Annotated in this window: 24 protein-coding genes; 9 read left to right on the top strand and 15 right to left on the bottom strand. The window is 44.3% G+C overall.

Annotated features, from left to right (window positions below):
- Window positions 1–44: 44 nt before the first annotated feature.
- Window positions 45–1,262, bottom strand: coding sequence for a D-mannonate dehydratase ManD (gene manD / locus ACE1OE_RS02915; protein WP_102468899.1), 1,218 nt, complete (start codon window positions 1,260–1,262; stop codon window positions 45–47).
- Window positions 1,263–1,390: 128 nt separating this feature from the next.
- Here manD and ACE1OE_RS02920 point away from each other — a divergent pair, with 128 nt between their 5' ends.
- Window positions 1,391–2,398, top strand: a complete 1,008-nt coding sequence (locus ACE1OE_RS02920; RefSeq protein ID WP_449210047.1) for a LacI family DNA-binding transcriptional regulator — start codon at window positions 1,391–1,393, stop codon at window positions 2,396–2,398.
- Between the two features lie 506 nt (window positions 2,399–2,904).
- On the opposite strand, the gene ACE1OE_RS02925 is transcribed toward ACE1OE_RS02920, so the two are convergent.
- From ACE1OE_RS02925 to phnC, 7 genes are all read right to left on the bottom strand, one after another.
- A complete protein-coding gene (locus ACE1OE_RS02925; RefSeq protein ID WP_449210048.1) occupies window positions 2,905–3,564 on the bottom strand; it encodes a DsbA family oxidoreductase in 660 nt (219 codons plus the stop codon).
- 76 nt (window positions 3,565–3,640) lie between these two features.
- Window positions 3,641–4,297: a haloacid dehalogenase type II gene (locus ACE1OE_RS02930; RefSeq protein ID WP_102468895.1), complete on the bottom strand. Its 657-nt coding sequence runs from the start codon at window positions 4,295–4,297 to the stop codon at window positions 3,641–3,643.
- 194 nt (window positions 4,298–4,491) lie between these two features.
- Complete coding sequence (locus ACE1OE_RS02935) at window positions 4,492–5,037, bottom strand: carboxymuconolactone decarboxylase family protein (RefSeq protein ID WP_372061416.1); 546 nt, start codon at window positions 5,035–5,037, stop codon at window positions 4,492–4,494.
- Between the two features lie 312 nt (window positions 5,038–5,349).
- Complete coding sequence (gene phnE, locus ACE1OE_RS02940; RefSeq protein WP_449210049.1) at window positions 5,350–6,222, bottom strand: phosphonate ABC transporter, permease protein PhnE; 873 nt, start codon at window positions 6,220–6,222, stop codon at window positions 5,350–5,352.
- On the bottom strand, window positions 6,219–7,094 hold the full coding sequence (gene phnE, locus ACE1OE_RS02945; protein ID WP_449210050.1) for a phosphonate ABC transporter, permease protein PhnE: 876 nt from the start codon (window positions 7,092–7,094) through the stop codon (window positions 6,219–6,221). The genes phnE (ACE1OE_RS02940) and phnE (ACE1OE_RS02945) overlap by 4 nt, the downstream gene beginning before the upstream one ends.
- A gap of 166 nt (window positions 7,095–7,260) precedes the next feature.
- Window positions 7,261–8,184: a phosphonate ABC transporter substrate-binding protein gene (gene phnD / locus ACE1OE_RS02950; RefSeq protein ID WP_449210051.1), complete on the bottom strand. Its 924-nt coding sequence runs from the start codon at window positions 8,182–8,184 to the stop codon at window positions 7,261–7,263.
- A gap of 69 nt (window positions 8,185–8,253) precedes the next feature.
- A complete protein-coding gene (gene phnC, locus ACE1OE_RS02955; RefSeq protein WP_449210052.1) occupies window positions 8,254–9,093 on the bottom strand; it encodes a phosphonate ABC transporter ATP-binding protein in 840 nt (279 codons plus the stop codon).
- 190 nt (window positions 9,094–9,283) lie between these two features.
- On the opposite strand from phnC, the gene ACE1OE_RS02960 reads away from it, so the two are divergent.
- A complete protein-coding gene (locus ACE1OE_RS02960) occupies window positions 9,284–9,712 on the top strand; it encodes a MarR family winged helix-turn-helix transcriptional regulator (RefSeq protein ID WP_102468889.1) in 429 nt (142 codons plus the stop codon).
- Between the two features lie 75 nt (window positions 9,713–9,787).
- The gene (locus tag ACE1OE_RS02965) at window positions 9,788–10,999 is read left to right on the top strand and encodes a multidrug effflux MFS transporter (RefSeq protein ID WP_449210053.1); all 1,212 of its coding nucleotides are present in this window, start codon (window positions 9,788–9,790) and stop codon (window positions 10,997–10,999) included.
- Between the two features lie 108 nt (window positions 11,000–11,107).
- Here ACE1OE_RS02965 and ACE1OE_RS02970 read toward each other — a convergent pair whose 3' ends face one another.
- Window positions 11,108–11,584, bottom strand: a complete 477-nt coding sequence (locus ACE1OE_RS02970) for a peptide-methionine (S)-S-oxide reductase (RefSeq protein WP_449210054.1) — start codon at window positions 11,582–11,584, stop codon at window positions 11,108–11,110.
- Window positions 11,585–11,802: 218 nt separating this feature from the next.
- On the opposite strand from ACE1OE_RS02970, the gene ACE1OE_RS02975 reads away from it, so the two are divergent.
- A complete protein-coding gene (locus tag ACE1OE_RS02975; RefSeq protein ID WP_449210055.1) occupies window positions 11,803–12,975 on the top strand; it encodes a MerR family transcriptional regulator in 1,173 nt (390 codons plus the stop codon).
- Window positions 12,976–13,032: 57 nt separating this feature from the next.
- Here the strand turns inward: ACE1OE_RS02975 and ACE1OE_RS02980 are convergent, their stop codons facing one another.
- From ACE1OE_RS02980 to ACE1OE_RS02990, 3 genes are all read right to left on the bottom strand, one after another.
- Window positions 13,033–13,539, bottom strand: coding sequence for a YgjV family protein (locus ACE1OE_RS02980; protein ID WP_449210056.1), 507 nt, complete (start codon window positions 13,537–13,539; stop codon window positions 13,033–13,035).
- A gap of 804 nt (window positions 13,540–14,343) precedes the next feature.
- Window positions 14,344–15,027, bottom strand: coding sequence for a hypothetical protein (locus tag ACE1OE_RS02985; protein ID WP_449210057.1), 684 nt, complete (start codon window positions 15,025–15,027; stop codon window positions 14,344–14,346).
- Window positions 15,028–15,097: 70 nt separating this feature from the next.
- Window positions 15,098–16,366, bottom strand: coding sequence for a hypothetical protein (locus ACE1OE_RS02990; protein ID WP_449210058.1), 1,269 nt, complete (start codon window positions 16,364–16,366; stop codon window positions 15,098–15,100).
- Between the two features lie 124 nt (window positions 16,367–16,490).
- Between ACE1OE_RS02990 and ACE1OE_RS02995 the strand changes: the two genes are divergently transcribed.
- From ACE1OE_RS02995 to ACE1OE_RS03015, 5 genes are all read left to right on the top strand, one after another.
- A complete protein-coding gene (locus ACE1OE_RS02995) occupies window positions 16,491–17,381 on the top strand; it encodes a LysR family transcriptional regulator (protein WP_449210059.1) in 891 nt (296 codons plus the stop codon).
- Window positions 17,382–17,576: 195 nt separating this feature from the next.
- The gene (locus ACE1OE_RS03000; RefSeq protein WP_449210060.1) at window positions 17,577–18,086 is read left to right on the top strand and encodes a glycine zipper 2TM domain-containing protein; all 510 of its coding nucleotides are present in this window, start codon (window positions 17,577–17,579) and stop codon (window positions 18,084–18,086) included.
- 684 nt (window positions 18,087–18,770) lie between these two features.
- The gene (locus ACE1OE_RS03005; protein ID WP_449210061.1) at window positions 18,771–19,877 is read left to right on the top strand and encodes an efflux RND transporter periplasmic adaptor subunit; all 1,107 of its coding nucleotides are present in this window, start codon (window positions 18,771–18,773) and stop codon (window positions 19,875–19,877) included.
- A 4-nt stretch (window positions 19,878–19,881) separates the two neighbouring features.
- The gene (locus ACE1OE_RS03010; protein ID WP_449210062.1) at window positions 19,882–23,022 is read left to right on the top strand and encodes an efflux RND transporter permease subunit; all 3,141 of its coding nucleotides are present in this window, start codon (window positions 19,882–19,884) and stop codon (window positions 23,020–23,022) included.
- A 293-nt stretch (window positions 23,023–23,315) separates the two neighbouring features.
- Window positions 23,316–23,609, top strand: coding sequence for a hypothetical protein (locus ACE1OE_RS03015; protein ID WP_372061435.1), 294 nt, complete (start codon window positions 23,316–23,318; stop codon window positions 23,607–23,609).
- A gap of 65 nt (window positions 23,610–23,674) precedes the next feature.
- On the opposite strand, the gene ACE1OE_RS03020 is transcribed toward ACE1OE_RS03015, so the two are convergent.
- Genes ACE1OE_RS03020 through phnN form a run of 3 tightly spaced genes read right to left on the bottom strand, consistent with a single transcriptional unit; the run spans window position 23,675 to window position 25,754 of the window.
- The gene (locus ACE1OE_RS03020) at window positions 23,675–24,319 is read right to left on the bottom strand and encodes a DapH/DapD/GlmU-related protein (RefSeq protein WP_372061437.1); all 645 of its coding nucleotides are present in this window, start codon (window positions 24,317–24,319) and stop codon (window positions 23,675–23,677) included.
- Window positions 24,316–25,083 (bottom strand): phosphonate metabolism protein PhnP, encoded by a 768-nt coding sequence (gene phnP / locus ACE1OE_RS03025; protein WP_449210063.1) that lies wholly within the window; start codon window positions 25,081–25,083, stop codon window positions 24,316–24,318. The genes ACE1OE_RS03020 and phnP overlap by 4 nt, the downstream gene beginning before the upstream one ends.
- Window positions 25,080–25,754: a ribose 1,5-bisphosphokinase gene (phnN, locus tag ACE1OE_RS03030; protein ID WP_449210064.1), complete on the bottom strand. Its 675-nt coding sequence runs from the start codon at window positions 25,752–25,754 to the stop codon at window positions 25,080–25,082. The genes phnP and phnN overlap by 4 nt, the downstream gene beginning before the upstream one ends.
- Between the last annotated feature and the right edge of the window lie 2 nt (window positions 25,755–25,756).

Raw genomic sequence — 25,756 nt, forward strand, 5'->3', positions numbered from 1 at the left:
GACGTGAATGACCCGTTCCATGCTATTTTAACAATTGCTAGATCCTACCAATGCCACAACGTGCCATCTTCCAAACGGCTAACGGGTAAATACGAGCGCTTGTATGGGTATTGCTGTGCCGCAGTTTCATCAAACTCCACCCCTAAACCTGGAGCATCGCTCACTAGAATCATACCGTTTTCAAGTTTCATATCGTGGCTAAAAATGGACTGACATTCTTCGTTGCCAAAACCAACAAATTCTTGAATACCAAAGTTATGCGTCGAAATATTCAAATGCATATGAGCTGCGAAACAAATCGGTGATAAGTCTGGCGCGCCATGAGGGGCGGTACGGACATTGTAAACCGCAGCAAAGTCTGAGATTTTTTTCATTCCGGTGATTCCACCAGCATGCGTAGCAGCAGTGCGAATATAATCAATCCATTGATTTTGAATCAGGTCTTTACAGTCCCAGATCGTATTGTACGTTTCACCCAGTGCGAGAGGCGTGGTGGTATGGTGGCGAATTAACTTATAGTTCTCTTGGTTCTCTGCAATGGAAGCATCTTCCAAAAACAAAAGATTATAAGGTTCCAGCATTTTGCCTAATTTGGCTGACTCAATCGGTGTTAAGCGACTGTGTGTATCGTGAAGAAACTCAGCTTGGTCACCAAATCGCTCTTGTGCTTGTGCAAATAGCTCAGGAACCAATTTAAAGTATTTACTCGTTGACCATTCTTGCTCTGGTGGCAGTGGGCGATTGCCTTGCAACTCAAAGTAGTCTTTCTTATCACCAAGAACACCATACGTTTCAGATAAACCAGGAATAGCAGCCTGAAGACGCACAGCTTTAAAACCTTGCTCAATACATTGCTCTGCTTTATCAAGCGTATCTTCTATAGACTCACCGTTTGCATGAGCATAAAGTTTTACCCCTTCCCGGCATTTCCCGCCAAGAAGTTGATACACAGGAAGACCGGCCACCTTGCCTTTTATATCCCAAAGCGCCATATCAATGGCCGCGATGGCCGCCATTGTAATTGGACCACGTCGCCAGTACACACCCATGTATAAATATTGCCAGATGTCTTCAATTGAATGAGCATCTCGCCCAATCAAACAAGGCTTAACATGCTCTTCCAAGTACGTAGCCACAGCCATCTCACGGCCATTGACTGTCGCATCACCTAGCCCATAAACGCCTTCATCAGTCATCACTTTTACCGTGACAAAGTTACGGCCAGGACTGGTAACAAATACCTTCACATCTTCAATTTTCATTTCAATCTCTCTAATCTACAAAACAAGTAAATCGATTTAGTAAACCGGTTTACTTGATATCATCTAGATCCATCGATAGAATGTCAACGTTCTGATTTTGAGCCAGTTAACAGTTTTAAGAAGCCAGTATGAAGAAAGTGCGAATTATCGATGTTGCCACACATGCAAGCGTGTCCAAAAGTACCGTTTCTCAGTATTTAAATGGTCGTTTTGGGCATATGTCTGCCGGGACAAAACAGAAGATCAAGTCCTCGATCGAAGAATTAAACTATGTACCGAACCCGATCGCACGTAGCTTAAAAGTTGAAAAAACGAAGACCATTGGTGTGGTCGTTCGTGATATTGCCGGTTACAACACCAGCCGAGTATTGCGAGGGATTGACGATTTCTGTAAGAGCAACGGCTATAACGTGCTCATTTATAATAGTGATTTTGATGGGGAGGCTGAAAAACGAGCTTTGCTCTCTCTAAAGCAGATGTGTGTCGATGCCATTATCATCACCTCATCAGGTTTAAATTCTGAGTTGATCAATCAATTTATAGGCGGTGGCATGCCCGTGGTTCAATTTCAGCTAGAGCACCCTGATTGTCAGAGTCATATCGTATTATCGAATTACCGAGAAGCCGCATTCAACGCCACGGAACACCTACTACTGTTGGGGCACAAGCGTATCTGTTTTATGACCCAAGAGTTTGAAAGTAGTTTGTCACGTAACGCCCGCTTTCAAGGCTACAGTAACGCATTGGCAAAACACGGCATTGAACCAGATAACGAGCTCATACAGTTTTGGGATAGAGAAACTGGCTTTAGGCACTCCCCAGTATCGTTAATTCAGGGGCCCGATGCCCCTAGCGCTATCTTCACTCAACATTTGGCCATCACAGCAGACTTACTACAATCTTTAAATAGTGCGGGTATCCACATACCACAACAGGTCTCGATCATTGGCTTTGATGAGATTCCAATGGTGGAATTATTCAAGGTGCCCATCACCGTCATTAAACAAGATGCTTATCTCATTGGAAAAGAAACGGCCAAGCTTGCCGTTGAGTCTAGCGAAGGAAAACATAAAGAATTTCAAAGGACTGTCGTCGCATGTAGCATAGTGACACGTGATTCATGCCGTGCAGTTTAACTTTTAACTTTTAACTTTTAACTTTTAACTAAAAATAGCACGTTGAAAGATGGGGACAAATTGAACGTAAAAGTTGAGCTGGCACTCAAATAATAACATCTGTATTTGCAAGGTTATTGCCATGGTCTATTTCTTAAGGGAAATACACAAACCAAGGGCTAATGATGGAAAAATGCAGAAACGGTTGCGCGCATTTTAATCGGGAAACACAGGGATGCGATCTGATTTCTGGTATGCCACCAGAGGTGATTGAAGATTTGATGGACAGCGATGCAGAGACACTTTCTCGTTTTCTTTTTCAAAATGAGTGCCACGGCGATTTTCAAAGCATGCTAAAAAAAGGGACAACCAAAACACCGAGCTTATAGCATCACTCCCGAAAGGAATAATGATATGAATCTGCTTTTTCAAATCGGACTGCAAAAATAAAGGTTGGCGCTTACCAACCTTTTTTATTCACATTCATAACGAGAGCCTGTTTGTCCATGAATGCCCCGCGGTAAACATTACACAGTACCATCGACTTCTGAGATCAATTCCAGCAACACTTGCTTATACGTATCTTGTGGGTGCGCCCCCGTCAACGCACTGGTGCGGTTAAAGACGACTGTTGGCACACTTGACACGCCCATCTGATGCCACTGTGATTCTTGTTGACGAACCTTGTCCTTTAGGTGGCGTTCAGAAAGTTGCTGTTCAACTTCCAGCTTGGGTAATCCAACGGCCACGGCTTCTTCTATTAGCACCGTACGGTCCGAGACATCTTTCTGTTCAGTGAAGAAGGCGCTGAATAAACGAAGCTTGAGTTCGGTTTGCTTGCCTACGGTGTGCGCGTACTCCAATAGGACATGAGCATCGAGTGTATTAACGATTTTCATGCCATCAAAGTAACGGAACTCGAAGCCATACTTTGCTCCCGCTTGAGAGATTTGTTCACGAGCTCGGTCACTTTCTTCTTTGCTTGACCCATATTTTCTCGCAACATGTTCCCGCAACTCCTCACCTTCTGGTGGCATATCTGGGTTTAACTCAAAGGGTTGCCATTCAATTTCAATACGGTTTTGTAGCCCTAGTTCGTCAATGGCTGCTTGTAGATGTTGGTACCCAACAATGCACCACGGACAAACCACATCAGAAATAATATCTAGCTTAATTTTGTCAGTCATTGTTCACTTTCTCTCTAAATTCTTACCGATAGTCGGGAGTCTATGGCTACCGACTAGGTATTATTTATCGTGTTCATCAATCCAAATCATGCAAGGTTGCAATGACTCGGGTTGGTTCAACTCCCCAAGGGTCAAGAATCGCCAGCGAGTTTCGCTTTACCCAAACGGCCTTTAATCCTGAGGATATTGCGCCAATCACATCAAACGAGTTACTTGAAACAAGCCAGGTTTGCTCAGGGACGGTGCTGGTCTTATCGAGCAAATATTGATAGACCGACGGATCTGGTTTATAACTTTCAATCGCCTCGCAGCTGACCACATCATCAAAACAATCCATAATCTCGGCGTGTTGTAATAGGGATTCTACCGCACTGCGTTCGCCATTTGAGAAGGCAACCATCTTATAGCCACGCTGTTTTAGGGCTTCAAGTGCAGGTCGAACCTCAGGAAATGCTGGCAGCCTACGATAGCTTTCTAAAAGTTGTACTCGCTGCTCCAAACTTAACGTCACTTGATGAAACTCACACGCATAATCCAGTGCTTCACGAGTACAGACGGTAAAGGGTTGATATTGTTTCATTAAGCCAATTCTAAAAGAATACTCTAGCTGTTTATTACGCCAGGTTTGGCTGAACACCGATGCGTTATCGCCGATCCATTCTTGCAACAGCGTCGTCACGCTGTGTGTATCAATCAACGTCCCATAAACATCAAAGGCTAACGTTTTTGTCATCGTAATACTCCTTAATCATGGTCTTAATCTACGAGGAATGATTAGACAGGGTTGAATAGCGATCCAATATCGCATATTACAAGGGCAGGCCTTGAAACCAGCATACCCACCAAAGGTGGGTATGCTGGTTTCCGTTATTCATAATCAAGCGCTACCTATCATTCATACTCATTATAGATAGTGCAGATTCAAGGTTATTTCCAAGCAAACTGCTCGAACATGGGATCAACTGGGGTTTGTGCGACATGATTGACGTAATTACTGATCACTTTTTGAGATAATCCAAGAATCACTTCAAGAACTTGTTGCTGACCGTAACCCGCAGCGTAAAAGGCTTCGAGTTGTGACGGTGATACATTACCTCGCTCACGAACCATACTGAGAGTAAAATCATGCAAGGCTTGAAGCTTCTCTGTTGGCATGGCTTCGCGGTTTCGTAATGCCTCCGTCAAGACAGGATCAACCTTCATCGCATGCGCTATACCCGTATGTGCCGGTACGCAATAGTGGCACTCATGCTCTACGTTGATCGTTTGCCAAACGACAGTAAGTTCTTCGGCATCAAAAGACGTGTCGGTAAATGCTTGGTGCAGTTGTTTGTAAGCTTTTAAGGTGCTTGGTGATTCCGCCATCACCCCATATAAACCAGGAATTCTTCCCATCTGCTTTTTTGCATCGACAAGAATCGCTTTGCTTTCTTCTGGTGCTGTTTCTTCAGTATGTCGTTTGAATTCGCTCATCTCAATATCCTTTCATACGGATTAATAATGTCATCGGGAGTGACAGTTTTCCTGTCGATGTAGAGACTATAATTTAATCTGAACGACTGTTCAAGCAATTTATGAACGACCGTTCAAGTTAATGAGTGACCCTTACGTTAACCCGCAACCATGCCATCCAGAATGGCTCCAGCCCGCTGGTGGGTAGTGATACGCGGACAAGAGGTCATTGGTAATAAAAAAGAGCAAGCCACCGATAAAGGGGACTTGCTCTGAATAAAGGATAACAATGAAATTAAAGGTTAGTGAGCTTTGGGGTCAAGTCATTTTCGATCAAACAATTTTAGGATCAAACAATGGGACATTCTCACCAATAATGTATTTATGACGAAGCACACTAGACACCTTATCCATGACCATGACAATGACCACTAGCACCAAAGTAATAAACGTCACTACATCCCAGTTCCACAGGCGCATATTTTCTGCGTACACCAAACCAATCCCCCCGGCTCCTACAAAACCTAAAACAGCCGCCGAGCGCGTATTCGATTCCAATTGATACAGACTTAATGCCAAAAACGTCGGGAACGATTGAGTAAAAATGGCAAAGCGATGCTTTTGGATCTGATTGGCACCCAATGATGTTAGGCCTAGGGTTGGTTTTCGATCAGCCGCCTCATGACTTTCGGCAAATAGCTTCCCGAATAAGCCTAAATCTTGAACGAATACCGCCATGACACCAGCAAGTGGGCCTAACCCTACCGCACGGACAAAGATCATTCCCCAGATGGCCATGTCGACCCCACGTAACACATCAAAGATTCGCCTCATCATGATAGCAATCACTCCGAATGGTCCAGTCATCACGTTACGTGCCGCCAGAAAAGAAAGAGGAAGTGCGACAACGGACGCCGTCAACGTACCACCAAATACAATCGCTAACGTAATACCGATCTGTGAGAAGTAATAAGCAAATGGCCAGTTCCAAAAATCTCGCCAAACAAACATATGCATAAAATAACTGCTGATCTTGCTATTGCCCATAATGAGCTGTTGCTCACTAATGCCAAAAAATGAAAAAAACGTAAGATAATAGACCAAGACGGCGATGGCACTAAGAACGACCAAACGCAAATACCGCTTCTGGGTCGAGAATATTTCTTGGTGCTCCTGCTTTATTTGTTGCAATGCTTGCGTGCTCATTTCATGTCTCCACTGATCACTCGCTTTCTAAGCGATCCAGATAGCATATCAATTATCGCCACCACGAGGATGATGAGTAATAGCGTCATACTCACTTGATCATGACGCCCTAAACTAATATTGGTCATCAATTCTTGCCCAATACCGCCCGCTCCGACTAGACCCAAGATGGTCGATGAGCGGAAGTTAATCTCAAATCGAAGGAAAATATAAGATAAAACAATTGGCTTAACTTGCGGCCAAAGTGCAAATCTAACACGTTGCAATGGGCTCGCCCCGACGGCAGTAAGCCCTCTCGTTGGCTTGTTAGATACCGTTTCAATCGACTCATAGAATAGCTTCGTGAGACTGCCGACTGTATGCAGCGCCAAGGCAACAAAACCCGGAAAGGTTCCAACCCCATAAGCCATGACAAACATCACCGCCCAGGCCAATTCAGGCATCGTCCTTAGAAAAGCTACCGACGCTCGTACCGCCATACGAACAGACGCAGGTGCATAGCCGTTATTCGCGGCTAAAAAGGCTAAGATAATAGCAATACAAGAAGAAACTAAAGTAGCGGCAATGGCGACATTGATGGTCTCCCAAAGCAAGGGCAATTGAATCGGTAGTCGATATCCCCAGTAAATAAGCGATCCCGGCACAGCATGGCCCGAGTCATCACGGCTCGCGAAGAGGACATCCCAAGAAAGATTCGGAATCGTATCCAAGATGTAATCGAAGAAAGCGGGCGCATTAATGACGATCTGGCGAAGACTAAATTCAGCAAAGTGCCCAGAAATGAGGTACAAAACCATAAACATGGCAGACCACATGAAAGCGTCCATTTTTTGTTTACGTCGAACCTGTTGATAGTATTGTTCAAACGGCATGATGTTAAACCAAAAAGTGAGATAGCGAGTTCAAAACCCATTCGGTCCTGCCCTCGCCATAGATAGACAAGCAAGTAATAGACAAGCAAGTGATTGCTAAGTCAGTATCACCTCTTTGAGTCTATACAGATCTGATAAATAGATTAGCCATTCCTAAGAAAGGCAACTATCTCTGAGCAAACTTGGTGGCTTTAACCAAGTCAATGATTGACTGATACTCATCAACACTGGTATCGGCCAAATGTAACTGCCCACCTGCGGCTTTACTAAAACACTCATTTTCTTCTTTATCGAGTTTCTTGACCGCAGCAACTAAATCTTCTTTAAACGCCGGGTCAAGCTTGTTGCTGACAATCGTCGGGCCGTTTGCAATCAATGGGGATTCCCAAATAATTCGAATTTTGTCCATCAATTCTGGGTCATGATTCATGTAGCGCAGTAACGCTCCGGCGGTGTAACCCTGCTTCGCATCGCCCACCATTGATGACCATGTTACAGCAGCATCAAACTGACCATTCAGAACGCCAACAATATCCTGCTCATGGCCACCAGAAAAGCTCACCGACTTAAAGAAATTATTGAAGCTGTTATCCATGTTACCGCCTAGATTGGTCTCTAATTGGTTGTTTGGAATCAGGAACCCAGACGTTGAATTAGGATCGGCAAACGAAAAAGCCGTGCCTTTTAAATCCTCAATAGATTGGTATGGGCTATCTTCTTTCACCAAGATAACCGAATGGTAACCACGAGAATTATCGGTGTTATCAACGGTGATACCTACCAAATCAACGGCATTGGGATCATTTAGGTAGATCTCAGCATAAGATTTAGGTGACATGTTCATCACTAGATCAATCTTGTTGCCCAATAACCCTTGAATGACCGCATTGTAATCCGTGGAGTTGCGAATATTGGTCTTAACGCCTAATTCCTTGTGTAGAAATTCCGCCACACACTGGTTATCACCAATTTGATCCGAAGCATTTTGCCCCCCTAAAATCCCGAGATTGATCTCACTTGGTGCTGCCGCTTGCGTGTGAAAAGAAAGTGCCGCTGCAATAATGCCGCTTACTGATAATAGTTTTTTCATTATGTCTTCCTTGTTCATTCTGACCACTGGTGACAGGATTGCCTACCAGTGAGATTGTTAGGGGTTTAATCAACCAACCTGATCAAATTCATCACCATATAACTGGTGCAAAACCTCATCATTCAGCCCGGACGGGTGTCCGTCATAAATCACTCGCCCTTTTGCAAGACCAATGACTCGCGTGCAATATTGCTGCACCAATTCAATCGAGTGGAGGTTCACCATCACTGCAATATCATCAGTACTGATTTTTTGTAGCGCTTCCATAATTCTTACTGTGTTTTTAGGATCGAGAGATGCAACTGGCTCATCCGCCAGCAAAATTTTGGGGTTCTGCATCATCGCTCGGCAAATGGCCACACGTTGCTGTTGACCACCCGATAAATTTTCGGAGCGTTGCAGTGCATAAGGCAACATGTTTAACCACTTCAACAACCGGATTGCCTCTACTCGGTCTTCATCACTAAAGACTTTGAAGAGAGATTTTATTGTTGAGGTGTGGCTCAGACGGCCAAGCAACACGTTTGAAATGACATCAAGGCGAGGAACAAGACAAAAATCTTGGAAAATCATGCCGCAGTGAGTGCGCCATTCACGTAGTTCTTTACGTGTCATCGACAAAATATTATCCGTCGACTGGTCTTTGTGGACATTAAGGATCTCACCACTGCTTGCCGAAATGGTGCCATTTAACGTATGTAATAAGGTGGATTTTCCTGCGCCGGATCGGCCAACAATTGCAACAAATTCACCAGCATGCAAATCAAGGTCAATACCATCGAGAACTACTTTGTCCTGTTGATAGGACTTGGTAAGCGCTCGAGTTTGAAGTACTTTTCGCCCTAGTTTGGGTTGTACTATGTCACTCGTCTCACTGACAATGGTCAGTTCCGGCGCAATCATCGCCATAACTCTTCTCCGAATCACCTTTGATTTATTTAACTGGTATTTCATCGTAACTGTTTGACGATTTTTCGATGATTTTGTGACCATATTGTGAACATTGTTACTAGACGAATCCGTCACAAACAATTAGTTGACTCGATCAACCAAAATCAAGATAATAGTTGACTTACACAACCAAACATCAGAGATCGCTATGACGACCTATCGGGAAATAAACCATACCCTGCGTGAAATTCGCATGAAGACTCGTGGAAAAATGGTGGCTGAAGTCACTCGCCAAAAAGTCGAATTCTCTCCGCTCGAACACAAAGCCATGAGTGATATTCGAGAATTTGAGGGCGCCTCTCAACAGATGTTGGTCGAGTCGATGAATCGTGATAAAGCACAAATCGCGCGTATCGTGGCACGCCTGCATCGACAGGATTTGATCATCAAACAGGCAAGTGTCAGCGATAAGCGCTCTGTTGAGCTCACTCTGAGTGAGAAAGGTACGACGCTGCTTGAGCGATTAGACGACGTAGAAATGGGAATGATCAACGAGATGCTCACTGGCTTCTCTGACGATGAATCAGAAACGCTGCGCGTACTGCTCAAACGAGTGAACAATAACTTGGCTTACTAGCTCGTGACATCATCGACGATGTCGTTACATCTCCCCTTACGATAAAGCCAATAAAGAATCATTAGGAGTCACCACTTGAAACAAACACAACCTATATTGGGTAAAACCGGTATGTTATTTTTCCTCGTCATCATCAGTGCTTTTCCGCCTCTGACTATTGACTTGTACCTACCTGCGCTGCCGCAGATGGTCAGCATATTTAATACCGACCAAGCGATGGTAAACCTCACTTTAAGTAGCTATTTCGTTACCTACGCTGTCGGCTTACTCTTTTGGGGCCCGTTAAGCGAAAAATTTGGTCGTAAGCCTGTGTTATTAACGGGAATAGGCGGCTATATGATCGCCAGTATTTTTTGCGCCATGGCTGGTAATATTGAACAACTCATTGGCGCTCGAGTCTTTCAAGCCTTTGCTGGTAGTGCCATTACCGTCGTCGCCACAGCTATTGTAAAAGATCTTTATGAGGGGCGTGAGCGTGAAAAAATAATGGCAACTATTATGTCGTTAGTCATTATCGCACCGATGGTCGCTCCGGTTATTGGTGCCTTCTTATTGCAAGTCGCATCATGGCGGATGATGTTTGTCACGTTAGCGGTGTTTGGTGCTTTCGCTTCTGTACTGGCATTTTGCTACAAAGAGACATTAGAGACTAAATACGACGGTTCAATGCTCCGTTCATGGGGAAGATTGGGGGTTGTACTAAAAAATCGAAGATTTATTGTATTGCTTACCATTTTTTCCGTTACACCAATGGCACTCATGGCGTTCCTTGCGGCAGGATCATACATTTATATCAATGGGTTTGGGCTAAGCGAGCAAGAGTTTAGTTATGCCTTCGCGTTTAACGCGTTATGCGCCTCTTTTGGCCCTGCAATTTATATGAAGGTTTCTCGTCGTATCTCGGTCCAAAAAATCATTACAATGTGTTTCTTATTGCTTGCGGTTGCCGGTGTTCTCACGATTACAATTGGAACTACATCACCATGGGTATTCGCGGGTATCGCTGCACCAGCAACCTTGATGGTCATTACAATGCGAGTACCAGGAACCAACCTGATGCTTGACCAACAAGACCATGATACGGGCTCAGCTGTTGCCTTGATTCAATTTTTTGCGATGATTTGTGGTTCTTTAGGGATGATGCTTGTCTCCATTCGACCGGAAGCTTTAATTGAAAGTCTCGGACTCATACAGCTCGGGGTTGGCCTTACTGGTGGGATCTTATGGGTGCTAGTCAGGCACCGTCCGTTCGTTACGGAGAATCTCGTAGTAAACAAAGAACCTTAATCACACCAATAACGTAATCGAAACGTCTGTGCAGTGACAATGATCACTCGCTCTAAAACAATGAAAGAATCAACGCTGTAGGCGTTGGTTCTTTCATTATTGAAACGGTTAATTTTTACGATATTTATGCAGAATGTTTTGAGGGATATGACAGTAATCGTTAGGTCGCAACGTAAGCCTATCTTGATGCTCATCATCACTTTTTACATAATTGGTCAACGGTAAGACTTCTATCGCGATCTTATCCGCATCTTCTCTCGCTTGCAGATAAGCGGTGACCTTTAGCAAATGTTCCGCGTGAAGGCTATAAATGCCCGTTCGATATTTTATCCCTACATCCTCACCTTGTTTATTGATGCTGTACGGATCAATAATCTCGAAAAAGTAATCCATGAGAGTTTCTACCGACACTATTTTTGGGTCGAATTGAGTCTTTACACACTCCGCATAACCGTCATAGTTCGCGCATGTCGTATCAGAACTCCCATTAGCACGCCCTGCTTGCGTTGCAATCACGCCAGGTAAGTGACGCATAAACTCCTGTACGCCCCATAAGCAACCTCCAGCAAAATAGATATCTTCCACTTGTTACTTCCTTCAATAATCAATATTTTCCCGACAAACTTTAGCCAATATCTTCTCACACCTTAACGACAAGTGCCTCATTACTGTGGTTACCCCATGTTCGTTCTTCCACCGCCTCCCCTAGACAACCCTGCAAGACAACGCTAATTTAATATTGACCTGTCTATTACTTCATAGTTTACAGTCCATTTTGTACATCAATGATGTGGAGTTCTAACGTGTATCGAATCTCAGAACTAGCAGCCAAAGTTGGCTTATCGCGCACAGCGCTTCTGTATTATGAAAAACAACACCTAATTGAAGGACATCGGCTCGAAAACGGCTATCGTGTCTACCAAGATAGCGATGTGCAGCGAGTGCGATTAATTCAGCGGCTACAAGCCGGCGGGCTAACCCTTAGTGAATGCAAGGCTTGTCTACAAGCCAAAGTTGACCGAAGTCTGCTGCAGAAACGGCTTTCTGCGTTAGATGAAGAGATCGCAAAAAAACAAGCGTCTCGTCAGTTACTCGCGGCCATGTTAGGAGAGGGAGACATTCGAGCGTGGCATGAACAAACCGATAAGCTCGCCCCCGATGCACATTTAGATTGGTTAATTAAGCAGGGCTTTAATGAAAAAGAAGCGTTGCGATTAAAATGGTTATCAAAGAATATGAATGAACACGAACAATACATGGCCGACTTTATGGCTGTTTTTGAGACACTTGAACGCTGGGGTCCAGGCAGTGAAAACGAAACCCTAAAAGCGCTCAATCAATTGCCAAGCCGTCCTAGCAATATCTTAGAGATTGGCTGCGGCAAAGGTTTATCAACCACGATACTCGCCGAGAACAGTACCGCAAAGATTACGGCGGTTGATAACGAACCTGCAGCGCTTTCACGACTCGAGCTTCGCTTGCAATCAACCCCATTTTCATCCCGTATCACACCGGTGTGTGCAAGCATGACCGAGCTTCCTTTTGAAAAGAAGCAATTCGACCTCATTTGGTCTGAAGGCAGTGCGTATATTATGGGCGTGACGAAAGCGCTCTCACAATGGAAGCCATTACTGGAAGAGGATGGCCTATTGGTAATAAGCGATATGGTGTGGCTAACCGACGCTCCAACGCAAGAGGCTAAATCGTTTTTTCAAAATGAATACCCCGATATTCAAACGATTGAGACGCGCTTAACGCAAATGACAGCGGCGGGTTATGAGGTGGTGAATCACTTTACGTTAAGCCGCGAAGCATGGCTAAACTACTACCAACCTCTACAACATCGTATTGAAAGCTTATCAGAAGACAAACAAGCCTCTGATGCAGTCTGTGATATTGCAAAAGAAATTGAAGTGTTTCACCAATGTATTGGGGAGTACGGTTACGAAATGTTCATACTACGTAAAAACAAGTAATCACCATTCGCAACGCAGGGCATTGATATCATTCTAATATCGATGCCCTGCGCTCATTTACGTAGCAAGAACTGGTTTCTTGATGTGTATTCGGTAGTAACCCACAACGCTACTCAAAATAAACAGAACATCCAGTAAAACGGCGACCGGCGAACCCACTATTACGTCGTGAATCCCCCAGACAACCGTTCCTATCACCATAAGCCAACGCATGATTTTATCATTATGACTAAACGACGCTTTAGTATGGAATAGCGAACCAATACAACTCAGTATGCTGGTTAAGCCACTAAAAGTGACGGCCGTTCCCAACAGCGTCGCCGAATAAAACAACCACTTCATTCTAGGGTCTGAGGTGAAGATCCCTGCTAGGTATCGACACGCACCAACAATGAGTAAACAAGCCGCTGTCCATTCTTCTAACAATGCAAAGTGCGCGGCAATGAACAACGCAGAGATAAACAACGTAAGTAGCAGCTTGTGACGGCTTTTAAACTGAAATGAAATGACATCGCAGAGTGCTGCGATCCCGACCAATATTTGCGAAGCAATAAAAAATGACACAATTTCCTCCAAGAGGAGACAGTATTAATATGAGATACGTAATGGTATTCAACGACTTGTACACTGTAGGCTAACGGAGTGAAATATGAACAGCTCATATCTATAATCTATAAACCAAACATCACTCGCCATGACAGGCCGACTGATTTCTTTTAAGTGAAATCAATGACGTCGTAAGCTAAGTGTTAGGCGCTTGGTTAGATGAATGCTGTTTATTTCACGACACGATAAAAAGCCAGTGTATCGCGTGAACAAATAACAAATTTAGTCACAGGGGAGGTAAACGGAGAAGGCTCGGCAAGTACGATCAATACTGTGTAAGCAAGGTAACAATGAGCGTGATAAATAATACATGACTTTGTTCCTCCAGCAGATGTAATTGAGGTTGATAATCTGGGTAGTCTATCTTTTTATCATAAAAAAACATACCACTATTACCTCTCGTTACAATTTGTCTGATTGTTAACTTCCACTTAATGATTTTCACAATGTATATATTTAAGAATAAACTCATATTATTGCAAAGAATTTTTCAGACAAGGAAGAATGGAATATAATAGTAAACTTTAACTTTAACTTTAACTTTAACTTTAACTTTAATCACTTTAATCACTTTAATTACTTTAATTACTTTAATTACTTTAAAATGACAAGGTAAAAATAATATTAGGTAACCCGTTGATTTGTATTTTTGACTTAAAAAACCAAGCCATATCCCTTTGGCTTGTCTGTAAATAAAAGTAATAAATTAATACTACTCACTAAAAAATTAACTCCTATATGATTAATAGTAGACTGTGCTTCTTAGAAATAGTATGAAAACTGTGCAGATACAGATGTATCAGCATCGTTGATCTTCGTTTCACCTTGAGACATAACGCGGAAACCCACTGAAATATCATCATTGACCATGTAACCCCCACCAATTTCTAATTGAGGAATCGTTTCCCTTGCTTCATGGACATAATGAGCTCGAGGGTTAGCATAGAGCCAATGTCCCTCATCAAACGCATACAATGCATAAAGTCCGCCATTCAGTACCGTTGAATCTTTAAATGATGAGATTGACCCATCTTTAGACCCAATCGCATGTTTTGAGGTCATGGCACCGCCGTATAGCATTGGGAACAAACTGAAATGATCACTAATTTCAAATTTGTAAACGCCACCTGCCATGACGGTATTAATGTTATCATCGCCAAGTGTTTCTATAGACCAACCCGCGTTTCCAGCTTCATTTAAACGAAAGTATCGGAACCGATAGTCAACCGTATTATCTTTATCAATACCTAAGTCACCAAAAAATAAGTTTTGACCACCACCTATAGTGACATTTGCTTGGGCACTATTTTCCGAGAAACTACCACCAAGCATTGTATATATGGTGGTAGGATCACCATAGTTCTGCTGCTCTGCTTCATTATTATCAGCAGAAAATACATTCATTGAAATAGCAGCAAGTGTTATTGCTAATATCGACTTTTTCATTTTTATTTCCTTAATACTAAACATATTAGTGTATTAACATTGAGATTGGTTTAATAAACGCGCTTTACTATCACTTATCGAAACAGACCTTTGTGAAATCTTGTAAGGTAGATAACCACGTTGTGCCATAAGAGCAGCCTTCATTTAAGTCATGTATAACGGTGTTAACGCTAACAAAATCATTTCCCTCATAAGGGGCTTTCATAAATGGTTTTTGCTTGAATGTGTCTTTCAATGCCGTCACGTCTTTACTAGGCGCGAATTTGCCCACCAGCTGCGCTGCCTCTTGTCGCCATAAGGTGGTTTTCACTGCAGAATCAAACGCAGCTGCGTTGCCATTGGCATATCGGTCAACTAAATTATCTTCTAGCCCAATAGGGTGATTGGTATGCGTTACGAAACCGTTTCGCGATCCGTCGTGGACGACATCAGCCCCTTTTTGAACCTCTACGGATACTGCTCCGCCATGTTTATCTGTATAAGTCAGTGCCAACGCCGCATTCATTTTGGTTTCACTTAAGGTTTTGGCCGCATCGTGTGCACTATCGTGTGTCGCTGCAATACCCAATGCGACACCACTCGAAGGCAGCCCATACTCCATCCAAGCCTCGTTGAATGTGTCAACCGTGTTGACGTTAGAGGTGATATCTTGCCCCATTGCCATCGCGGTAAAAAGTGGTTCAGCAGCATGCACAATCACTTCTTCTGATTTCCATATCGCGCCCCATCCCCCCATTGCTATTGGCATATCCTGATTCTGGCCTGCAACACCATTATCAAATGCAATCACTGAGCACCCGCGCTGTTGATCGGTAATTTCTTTAAGCTTATCTGGATTAGTCGCGTCTTTAAGAGCAGGCAGTGCCACTTTCACGAGCTCCTGAATATTAATCGCAAACATGCCATCGTTTGCCCACGCGGCTAGATAAACCTCAGACAGTGAATGTCCAGTTTCACTTGCGACACCGCGATAAAAGCTCATGACGTTAGGAAAATTGGCTTGAAACTCTTCCATTGTCAGAAGAATCGACTCTATCCGCTCTTCATCTAAGCGTTCATCTAGCTCAGATAGCTTCGCTTTTATAGTCAACCCCATAATATCTTCGCCAAAGGTCTGTTTATATTGCTGGACTATTTGAGAACCGCCTCGTTCATTTAATCCATCAAACTCAAATACCGGAGTCGTTTCTTGAAGCATTTGAGACTCATTAGGTTCATAAAACGTGCCTGTTAATTCAATACTGACACCGTTGTAACCACTCACTGATGTGTCTTCATTTGCGGCGTATGCCGTCGTTGCTAAACTCGTGATGAGTAATGCGATAACTGATTTATTCATAATGAACTCCTTAGGAAAAAGGCTGCTTGTTTAAAGTCCGTTCATTATCTATATTATTTTCAATAGGTGATAATAGGTTTCCTATGGTAAAACCATAGGATTGCGATACGAGGAACCATTTCTCATGATTAAACCCGATCTACTGAAGTGTTTTATTGCAGCTGCTGATACCGGCTCTTTCAGCGCCGCGGGGCGTTTGCTGGGCAAACACCTTGCAACAATCAGCGGCAATATAGCTAGGTTAGAAGATGAGTTAGGTGTGCTCCTTTTTGATAGGAACGGGAAGTACCCACAACTGACAGAAGCCGGACTGCATTTATACGATGGTGCAAAAGCTGCAGTAGATAGTATCGAGAGGTTTGATCGTAATGCTCAGCACCTAGCTGCAGGTCTTCCTGCATCTTTTACGATTGCGATTGATGAAGATATAGGTTTAGCGCCCTTTGCCGCCGTATTTGGTGCCTTACAACAACAATGGCCAGCACTAAATTTAACCATTCAGACATTAGGGGTCCAAAAAATTTTGAATCTTGTGCGAGAGCATAAAATCGACCTTGCGTTAACCCCTACTACTGAAGCTAACTCTCAATTTTATGAGTTCAGAGCCATTGGCCATTGCCCAATAGACATCATATGCAGTGAGGTACACCCTTTAGCAAAAAAGCGCAACATCACTAGTGATGACTTGATTGTTCATCCGCAAATTATTAGCTCTTCAGCACAAGAAAATGATTTCCTTAGACATAGTTTTAAGATGTCGCCAGCCACCTGCGAATGCAATGGACAGGCGAATGTGGTTGCTTTAATTCAGGCGGGTCTTGGCTGGGGATTAATTCATCGACTCACTCAAATGCCCCCTCGAGTTGTTATCTTAATGCCAGATTTTGTTCAAACGAATATCCTGATGCAATACGATGTTATTTGGCCCAAAAACCAATCAGCCACCGATATCCACCATTTCTTACTTGACCAAATTCGTCGAGTTTTCCCAGTCTCTACTAGTCATAAAGAATAGAGCGAGTCTCTTTGGATAGCTGATGAGGCTCTTTATGAACAGCTTCAAAATACCTTTACTGCACATCTCTTTACACAGCGTTAATACTATCTTGACTCTTCACCAGACAATGACACAGAATTAATTCACCGCTGATTTATGTGTCCCTTTTTTCCTTACTATACCGCTCATACCAAACCATAATAAGGAAATAACATGACAATAAAAGCAGTGGCGCTAGCAGTGACCGGGGTGTTTTTACTCTCAGCATGCAAAGAAGAAGCACCAACTCATGCAACCATAACGCTGGTCGAAGCCGTCACTCAATCTATCAAAACACCGCATCAAGTTTGTAATGATGTGGTGGTAACAAAGCAAGCTGACATCAAAGATGAGGGGAAGGTGCTTGGGACGTTAGGAGGCGCAGCCGCGGGTGCGGCGCTGGGTAACCAAGTAGGTGGCGGTTCCGGAAAAACCGTCGCGACCGCCGTTGGTACGGTTGCGGGTGCCATGACGGGAAGAAAGATTCAGGACAATGCTCAGAAAAACGATACGGTAAGCTCCACAGAAAAGCGCTGCACCACCGAATACACAACCTCCACTCAGGTCGCGGGATACGATGTCACTTATGATGTTGCGGGCACTTCAACAACCGTACACATGGATAAAAAACCGCAAACCGACACTTTTCCGATTGTTTCTGGCCAAGTCATAATCCCTCAATAGCTGAGCCAATCCCTCCTATCTAACCGCTTAAAACGTCAATGTGTGTAGCCTATTTACGCAGGTGATTAACTAATAGGTTACGCACATTCTGGTCGTCAGTGTTGTCAGTTCTGTGGCACACTAACTAATAACAAATTATTGTCATCCTAAGAATATTTAATGATTTGTTTCTTTCCATATACTCTCCTCATTGAAACAATTTTCTCTGAACAAGCTGTTCTAGAGGTATTGAAAACGCAGTAAAACGGTCAACTTGAAAAGTGTTCTATTAAGTTGAGCACTTTTTAAGTATATCAATGAGTAATATTGTCGCGGTATGCCTCCCTTCTTTTTGTCTTTCAACTCGCTCAAATACCGCAACTCACAGATAGTGTGGTTTGACATCACCATTTTGCACAAAAAATAACAGGTATGTCCCATTCTAAACAAACGTTAACCCTCATCTATGCCATGTCCGATAAATATGCCCCCGCCTTTAACTCCCTGACTTTTATATAGGTTATCTTCCTTTGAGACAAAAACCACTGAGTTAATGTTATAAAACTGTAACTATTAAGGGGTTTATTCATCAAGAATATGATTCTAACTATCGACAACATCCCGAAAATCGAATAGGTATCAATTAGAAATATCATTAGTTCAAAAATAATATGGCCCCCTCCCTTACCCATACCAGAGGTCCTCATGCGCCACTCCAAAACGCTCATTGCTTGCCTGATTCCGTTGATGTTAGCGGCTTGTCACTCTCAGCCTGAAAGCGTCACAGACGTCACGCCTTCGGTTGATGTCCTGACCGTTGACACTCAGCCTTATTACCACCAAGAACAGTTTATTGGGAAAACCGCAGCCATCCACAAAGTGGATATTGTTCCTCGTGTATCGGGGTACCTAAAGTCTCGTCACTTTACTGAGGGGGAGCATGTAACAAAAGGAGACTTGTTGTTTGAAATTGATCCTGCGATGTTCGAGATTGAAATTCAGCGCCTTGATGCGGCATTAAAAGAAATCGAGGCTGAATTTAATATCATAGACAAAAAGCATCGAAAAGCCGTTGCCTTGGTGGCCAAACAAGCACTTTCTTCTTTGGAGCTCGATCAACTCACCGCAGAACGGACCTCTTCTCTGGCGAAAATTGAAGCTGCAAAATCTGAGCTATCCCGAGCTAAGTTGGAGCTTTCTTATACACAAATCACCGCCCCTTTTGACGGTATTATCGGCGCGAGTGACTACAGTCAAGGTGCACTAGTTGGCCCCGATACTGGCCCATTGATTCAAATCATCAGTTTTGACTCTGTCTATGTGAATATCCAACTAGACGAAAAGCAGCACGTCAACAACCTTCAAAAGCAACTCCTTGAAGGCGATGATATTACCCCCCCAGACTTCTCACTTAAGCTCGCTAATGGCGCAGAATATGATCACTTAGGTGAATCCAATTTTATTGATAACCATATGGACAGTTTAAATGGGTCAATTCGTTTCAGAGTTAAGTTCCCTAACCCTGATAATCTATTGATTCCCGGACAATTTGTTACGGTAACCAGTATTGATAAATCCCCAACATCCTCCATTTTCATCCCACAACACGCCGTTCAAGAAAATCAACAAGGCCGCTATGTACTTGTCGTCAACGATAACAACATTATTGAAGCCAAATATCTTGAAGTCGGTGAACGCGTTAATGATCAATGGTTAGTCGAGTCAGGCTTATCCGTTGGTGAACAAATAGTAGTAAAAGGATTACAAGCTATTCGGTTAGGTACGGAAGTCGAAGTCAATCAGCGAGGGTAACAACATGGCTGAATTTTTTATTAACCGCCCTAAGTTTGCGATAGTATTATCCATCGTGATGACCATTGCCGGTCTTCTCACCTTAGCAAAAATGCCGGTTTCTCAATTCCCTAATATAGTCCCCCCTTCAATTGAGATTTTCGCGGTCTATCCTGGCGCTGATCACAACACCATTCGTGACACTGTCGCCACCGTCGTTGAACAAGAAATTAATGGCGTCGAGGGCATGATTTACCTTGAATCCAAATCCAATAATGACAACACCTATTTAGCTTATGTTACGTTTGATATTGGCACCGACCCCGATAAAGCTCAGGTCCTAGTGCAAAACAGGGTAAATAAGGCAATGGCAAAGCTGCCTGAAGAGGTTAAGCGTCAAGGCGTCACCGTAGAGAAGGTGGCCAACTCAATCTTGATGACCGTCAGCCCCTATTCTCCCGAAGAAAAATTCGACAACCTTTATCTTTCTAACTACGCCTCACTCAATATTAAAGACGCGCTACTTCGTGTCGAAGGCGTAGGTAAGGTACAAGTCATTGGAGAGCAAAACTACTCCATGAGGGTATGGCTCAATCCAGAGAAGATGGCCGCTAGACATGTGACAGCGTCACAAATAGCCAATGCCATCGCTGCACAAAATACGACCGTTGCAGCGGGTAAAATTGGAGAAAGACCGACCGCAGGCAATCAAGTATTCCAATACACGATTCAAACCAAAGGACGATTACTCGACGCCGAGGAATTTGAAAATATCATCTTGGCTTCAAATAATGACGGTAGCTTTGTTCACCTTAAAGACGTTGCGCGCGTTGAACTCGGAGCAGAAACTTACGCTGCAATAGCCACATTTTCTGGTAAAGACAGTCCTATCCTTGCGATTTATCAAGCGCCGGGTGCCAACGCGGTGCAGGTTGCCGAAGATGTACGAAGCACGATGGAAAACCTAAGCAAACGCTTTCCACAAGGCATGGCATATGAGGTGTCTTATGACTCCACGACCTTTATTAAGGTCTCAATGGACGAGGTATTTGAGACCCTATATATCGCGGTCTTCCTTGTTATCGCGGTTACTTATTTATTCTTACAAAGCTGGCGCGCAACCCTTATCCCAGCCATCGCAATTCCAGTCTCTTTGATTGGCACATTCGTGGTGATGGCGGCAATGGGTATTGATATCAACACCATCTCGATGTTTGGGCTTATCTTAGCCATAGGTGTGGTCGTGGATGCCGCTATTGTCGTCATCGAGAACGTCGAACGTTTGATGGAAGAAGAGCATCTCGATGCTAAATCGGCGACCTCAAAGGCAATGAAAGAAGTGACAGCGCCACTCGTGGCCTCCGCATTGGTTCTGCTTGCGGTATTTGGTCCTGTCTCCATTGCACCAGGCATGGTCGGCCAAATGTATCAGCAGTTTGGTGTGACCATTTCCGTTTCAACCATCATTTCAACCATTGTGGCATTGACCCTTACTCCGGCATTGTGTGCCGTGATGCTCAAGCATGAGGAAAAGAAAAAACGTGGCATACTTGCTGCCTTCAACAAGTTGGTCACCACTGTCACCGGTGGCTATGTTAGCTCGGTTAGTTTCCTAGGTCGTCGATTAGTCCTGTCTACTTGTCTTTTTGCCGCTATTTTAGGCGGGATTTATACCTTAGTCGTCACGACGCCAACGGACTTCATTCCGGCCGAAGACCAAGGTTCCTTCATTATTGACGTCAATCTTCCTGAGGCTTCCGCACTCGACCGAACTGACCTGATGGTTGACCAGATGGTTAATGAACTTTCCTCACTTGATGGCATAAAGCACGTTATTGCCGCCAAGGGATATTCATTACTCAAAGGCGCATCATCCCCCAACTCAGGCATGATGATTGTGGTACTTGATGATTGGAGTGAGCGCCCAAATGCGGAGCAAAGTGAATTCGCACTGGTCGCACAGGCCCAAGCCATCATCGATAAAAATAGTGATGTTTCAGGGATGGCTTTCTCTATGCCTGCGATACCGGGACTAGGGAATGCTGGCGGCTTAACACTGCAGATTGAAGACCTAAATGGGCGCTCAGTCGAAGCAATGGCACCCGCGTTAGATAGCTATCTTAATGCACTCAACCAATCAGAAAAGATTGCGATGGCGTTTACTACCTATAGCGCCAACGTACCACAACTTTATCTGGATATTGATCGCGCTAAGGCGCTAGCATTGGGTGTTGACCTGCAAGACGTCAACCTGACACTCTCCGCCATGATGGGTAATTTGTACGTCAATGACTTCACAAAATACGGCAAAAACTATCAGGTCAACCTGCTTGCTGAGCAAGAGTTTCGAAACAATGAAAGAGACCTAAGCCGACTTTATGTGCAATCAGAGAGCGGGAAAATGGTGGCCATTTCGACCTTTGCTCGCTATGAACCTCTTGTAGGGTCAGACAACACGGCGCGCTATAACCTTTACAATACCGCACAAATACTGGCTATCCCTGCACAAGGCTTCAGTTCTGGTGAAGCCATCGCAGAAATGGAACGGCTCGCCGATTCTGTCCTTCCATCCGGTTACGCGTATGAATGGACGGGCATGACTTATCAGGAATTGGCGGCGGGCGATGCAGCGCCTTACCTGTTTGCATTGGCGCTTTTGTTTACCTACTTGTTCCTAGTCGCGCAATACGAAAGTTGGTTAATTCCGATGGCTATTATTCTGTGTGTACCCACTGGTTTAATTGGCGCGCTGGGGTTTGTGTTCGCTGCAGGTGGCACAATTAACCTGTATACCCAAGTTGGCCTAGTCCTCCTTATTGGTATGGCAAGTCGAAACGCAATATTAATCGTTGAGTTTGCTAAAGTACTGAGAGAAGAATCTAAACTATCGATTATGGAGTCAGCCAAGCAAGCTATCGCCTTACGTATTCGCGCCGTCATGATGACTGCCTTCTCATTCATTCTTGGCGTATTACCGCTCGTTATCGCCAGCGGTGCTGGTTCTGCAAGTCGCAATGCGTTGGGGCTTGCAAGCTTTGGTGGCATGCTAGCAGCAACCGTGATTGGGTGTGTGCTGGTCCCGGTATTCTTTATCGCACTGCAAAGGTTGCGTGAGTATTGCAATCAAAAACGTTCGATGAAGAATGATGCGACAGCGATAGAGTAACACCGTCACCTATCGTGACTTAAATGGCGTCCTATACTCGCGGCTCAATCGCTAAAATCGGTCGTAGTAATGCTCAGCCAAGTCTTATTCATATAAGGCTTGGCTTTTTTGTGAGTGACAATATCCTCCCCAACGTTCATTTAATATCTCGATTGCAAGCTTTCTTCTGCCCCACCTATTCAAACAATTAATAGCTCATATTTTCTCATTCCTTTCAATGCTAGGTAAAGTAGCTCCACGTCAAAGGAGGGACCGTTAATACCATCTAATCATTTGTTTTAAAGGTAATTTCAATGAAAAAATCCATCCTACTCATGACACTTATCGCGACTGGCGCTCAGGCTTATCATCCTTGCGAGGCAGGCAACGAAATCACTGACGCTGTAGAAGGTGCGGTTGTTGGTGGTGTCGTTGGTGCCGTCGCAGGTAATGCCACCGCAGGCGCTGCAATTGGTGCAACCGCTGGCGTCATATCAGGTGCCTATGATGACGTTGATTGCGAGAACTACCTCGCAGACGAAATGGTGTCCGGAGCCATTGAAGACGACATTGAAGATGAAATTATTGCCGACGCAATGTGGGATTAAATACGTGCAGGTCATTTATACGGTCACGATGAATGACCTGCCGTTCGCCAGTCTTGACGAAAATCTTATTGAAGGTTTTCAAAGTGCGCCAAAAACTCACCACAATCTCGTTGAAAAATAGGTAATGCTAACGCAATTTTTTCTTCGCTCCAGTGCCACCAGCCCAGCTTATCTAGCCGATCAGCGTAGCTGTTATCCTCAAATCTTGGACGTAGAACACGCGCAGGATTACCCACGACAATGGTGTAAGCGGGCACATCTTTGGTCACCACACTTCCTGCACCAATAATGGCACCGTTACCTACCGTCACGCCAGGTAAGACAATCGCGCCATGACCGATCCAAACGTCATGACCAATCATAACTTTATCCTCTTCACGCCAAGAAAATACCTCGTCATCGAGTGTCGCTGGGTTTTCTCCTAGTCCATATTTTCCCGGACGATAGGTAAAATGGTGCAATGTGGGCCGCCACCAAGGGTGGTTACTTGGGTTAACCCGTACATTGGAGGCAATGGAAGTAAACTTACCAACGGAAGTAAACATGAGATTACAGTCATTTTGAATGTAACTGTAATCCCCCAAAGAGACGTTATTAAGCACACAACGGTCCGACACTTCGGTCCAATGACCTAATTCCGTTTGGTGCAGTTTCACACAAGCAGAAACACTCGGTTCAGCTGATAATGGGGTAGAAAGTGGTTGGCTCATAGCGTGATCTCCTGACCGTCGTAAAGTAGTTGAATTGAATGAGGAAGAGTATGACCATGGCGGCTCAGCCAATTGACAGTATCGTGGCTGACATGTACCAAGCCTAAGTTATCTGGCTGGCAATCTGCGACCATCTGAACAACTTGATTCACATCATTATGGTTTTGTCGTAACCGCGTTGCTTCACACTCTATCGGGGCATAATTACAATCAGTAATTATCCATTGAACGGAGCGAGCGGCTAGCCACTCTTTGGTTTGATCAGGCAGCCCGTTGGTGTCGGTCAAGTACACAAGACATTGGCCATTCCATTCGAATGCATAACCAAGACAAAGTCTGGAGTGATTCAATGGCAGTGGCGTGATCGTCACGTCTTGCCAACTAAACGCTTGAAACGGATAGGCACGAGTCGAAAAATCAAGCAAACCGGCATGCTTGTAGAGATCATCACAGCCGATGGGATCATCGGGGGAGATCACGGGAATGGGCTTCCCTACGCCCCAGCGAAGATCAAACAAACTGTGTACATGATCCATGTGATAGTGCGTCACTAATATCGAATCCATGCTTCCGGCAGGGAAGCGCTGGAGAAGATCGGGCGCATTGGCATCAATCAACAACTTGCGTCCATTGTGCTCAATGTAAGCCGAGGTTTTTTCACGTTTCAACTCAGGATGAACAAGCGCCTGTAAACACGCCTCACATTGACAACCATATACAGGCAACATCGCGCTATTTCCTGTCCCTAGCATCACAAGTTTCATTGTATTCCCACTGACTGTACTTCTATCGAGTCGACTTTTACCGATTGCTCTTTTGCCGACTGAACCTCATTGTCGTTAAGCACTCGACGTTCGTGTAATAAGGTGAATTGCACGATGCTCTCTTCAACAGTGCCACTATTATTGATTATCCAGGCACCCTCCCCTTCCGGGGCATAAGCCTGCGCACGTTGCAGTCTTTGTTCTATCTGCTGGGGCGTCTCTCTGCCTCTACTCATTAGGCGATCCCTTAATACCGATGTATCCACCGCAACAAGCACAGGCAGCAACTGATCGCCAAAGACAACCTTAGCTTGTTCAAGTTCGGCACGAGATCCATTAACAACCACAGATAGACCTTGCGATAGCCACGCTTTCACCTCCATCCCTACACCATAATACAGGCCATGAGCTTGCCAACTCAGAGAAAACAGCCCCTGTTGTTGGCGGCTGTTAAACTCGCTTGTCGTCAGCGCGACATGGTTCTCGCCTCCCGCATCTGCCGCTCGAGTGATGTAGCGATGCGCGACAATAATCTCACCGATAAATGCCGCCCTTATCGCATCAATAAGCGTATCTTTTCCTGCTCCAGACGGACCAATTACATAATAAAGTTGGGGGTGGTGACGACTCGGTTCGAACGAGTTTTCTTGTGTCATCGAGTGGTATTGCATGG

The sequence above is a fragment of the Vibrio sp. E150_011 genome (genome assembly GCF_053544015.1).

Excerpts from the sequence above, each read along its gene's own strand:
- phnE (WP_449210049.1), bottom strand. The coding sequence starts at position 6,222 with ATGAGCACGCAAGCATTGCAACAAATAAAGCAGGAGCACCAAGAAATA.
- ACE1OE_RS02930 (WP_102468895.1), bottom strand. The coding sequence starts at position 4,297 with ATGACAAAAACGTTAGCCTTTGATGTTTATGGGACGTTGATTGATACA.
- ACE1OE_RS02925 (WP_449210048.1), bottom strand. The coding sequence starts at position 3,564 with ATGACTGACAAAATTAAGCTAGATATTATTTCTGATGTGGTTTGTCCG.
- phnC (WP_449210052.1), bottom strand. The coding sequence starts at position 9,093 with ATGGCGATGATTGCGCCGGAACTGACCATTGTCAGTGAGACGAGTGAC.
- ACE1OE_RS02920 (WP_449210047.1), top strand. The coding sequence starts at position 1,391 with ATGAAGAAAGTGCGAATTATCGATGTTGCCACACATGCAAGCGTGTCC.
- ACE1OE_RS03020 (WP_372061437.1), bottom strand. The coding sequence starts at position 24,319 with ATGAGCCAACCACTTTCTACCCCATTATCAGCTGAACCGAGTGTTTCT.
- ACE1OE_RS03000 (WP_449210060.1), top strand. The coding sequence starts at position 17,577 with ATGACAATAAAAGCAGTGGCGCTAGCAGTGACCGGGGTGTTTTTACTC.
- ACE1OE_RS02935 (WP_372061416.1), bottom strand. The coding sequence starts at position 5,037 with ATGAGCGAATTCAAACGACATACTGAAGAAACAGCACCAGAAGAAAGC.
- ACE1OE_RS02960 (WP_102468889.1), top strand. The coding sequence starts at position 9,284 with ATGACGACCTATCGGGAAATAAACCATACCCTGCGTGAAATTCGCATG.
- ACE1OE_RS03015 (WP_372061435.1), top strand. The coding sequence starts at position 23,316 with ATGAAAAAATCCATCCTACTCATGACACTTATCGCGACTGGCGCTCAG.
- phnD (WP_449210051.1), bottom strand. The coding sequence starts at position 8,184 with ATGAAAAAACTATTATCAGTAAGCGGCATTATTGCAGCGGCACTTTCT.
- ACE1OE_RS03010 (WP_449210062.1), top strand. The coding sequence starts at position 19,882 with ATGGCTGAATTTTTTATTAACCGCCCTAAGTTTGCGATAGTATTATCC.
- phnE (WP_449210050.1), bottom strand. The coding sequence starts at position 7,094 with ATGCCGTTTGAACAATACTATCAACAGGTTCGACGTAAACAAAAAATG.
- ACE1OE_RS02985 (WP_449210057.1), bottom strand. The coding sequence starts at position 15,027 with ATGAAAAAGTCGATATTAGCAATAACACTTGCTGCTATTTCAATGAAT.
- phnP (WP_449210063.1), bottom strand. The coding sequence starts at position 25,083 with ATGAAACTTGTGATGCTAGGGACAGGAAATAGCGCGATGTTGCCTGTA.
- ACE1OE_RS02990 (WP_449210058.1), bottom strand. The coding sequence starts at position 16,366 with ATGAATAAATCAGTTATCGCATTACTCATCACGAGTTTAGCAACGACG.
- ACE1OE_RS02995 (WP_449210059.1), top strand. The coding sequence starts at position 16,491 with ATGATTAAACCCGATCTACTGAAGTGTTTTATTGCAGCTGCTGATACC.
- phnN (WP_449210064.1), bottom strand. The coding sequence starts at position 25,754 with ATGCAATACCACTCGATGACACAAGAAAACTCGTTCGAACCGAGTCGT.
- ACE1OE_RS03005 (WP_449210061.1), top strand. The coding sequence starts at position 18,771 with ATGCGCCACTCCAAAACGCTCATTGCTTGCCTGATTCCGTTGATGTTA.
- manD (WP_102468899.1), bottom strand. The coding sequence starts at position 1,262 with ATGAAAATTGAAGATGTGAAGGTATTTGTTACCAGTCCTGGCCGTAAC.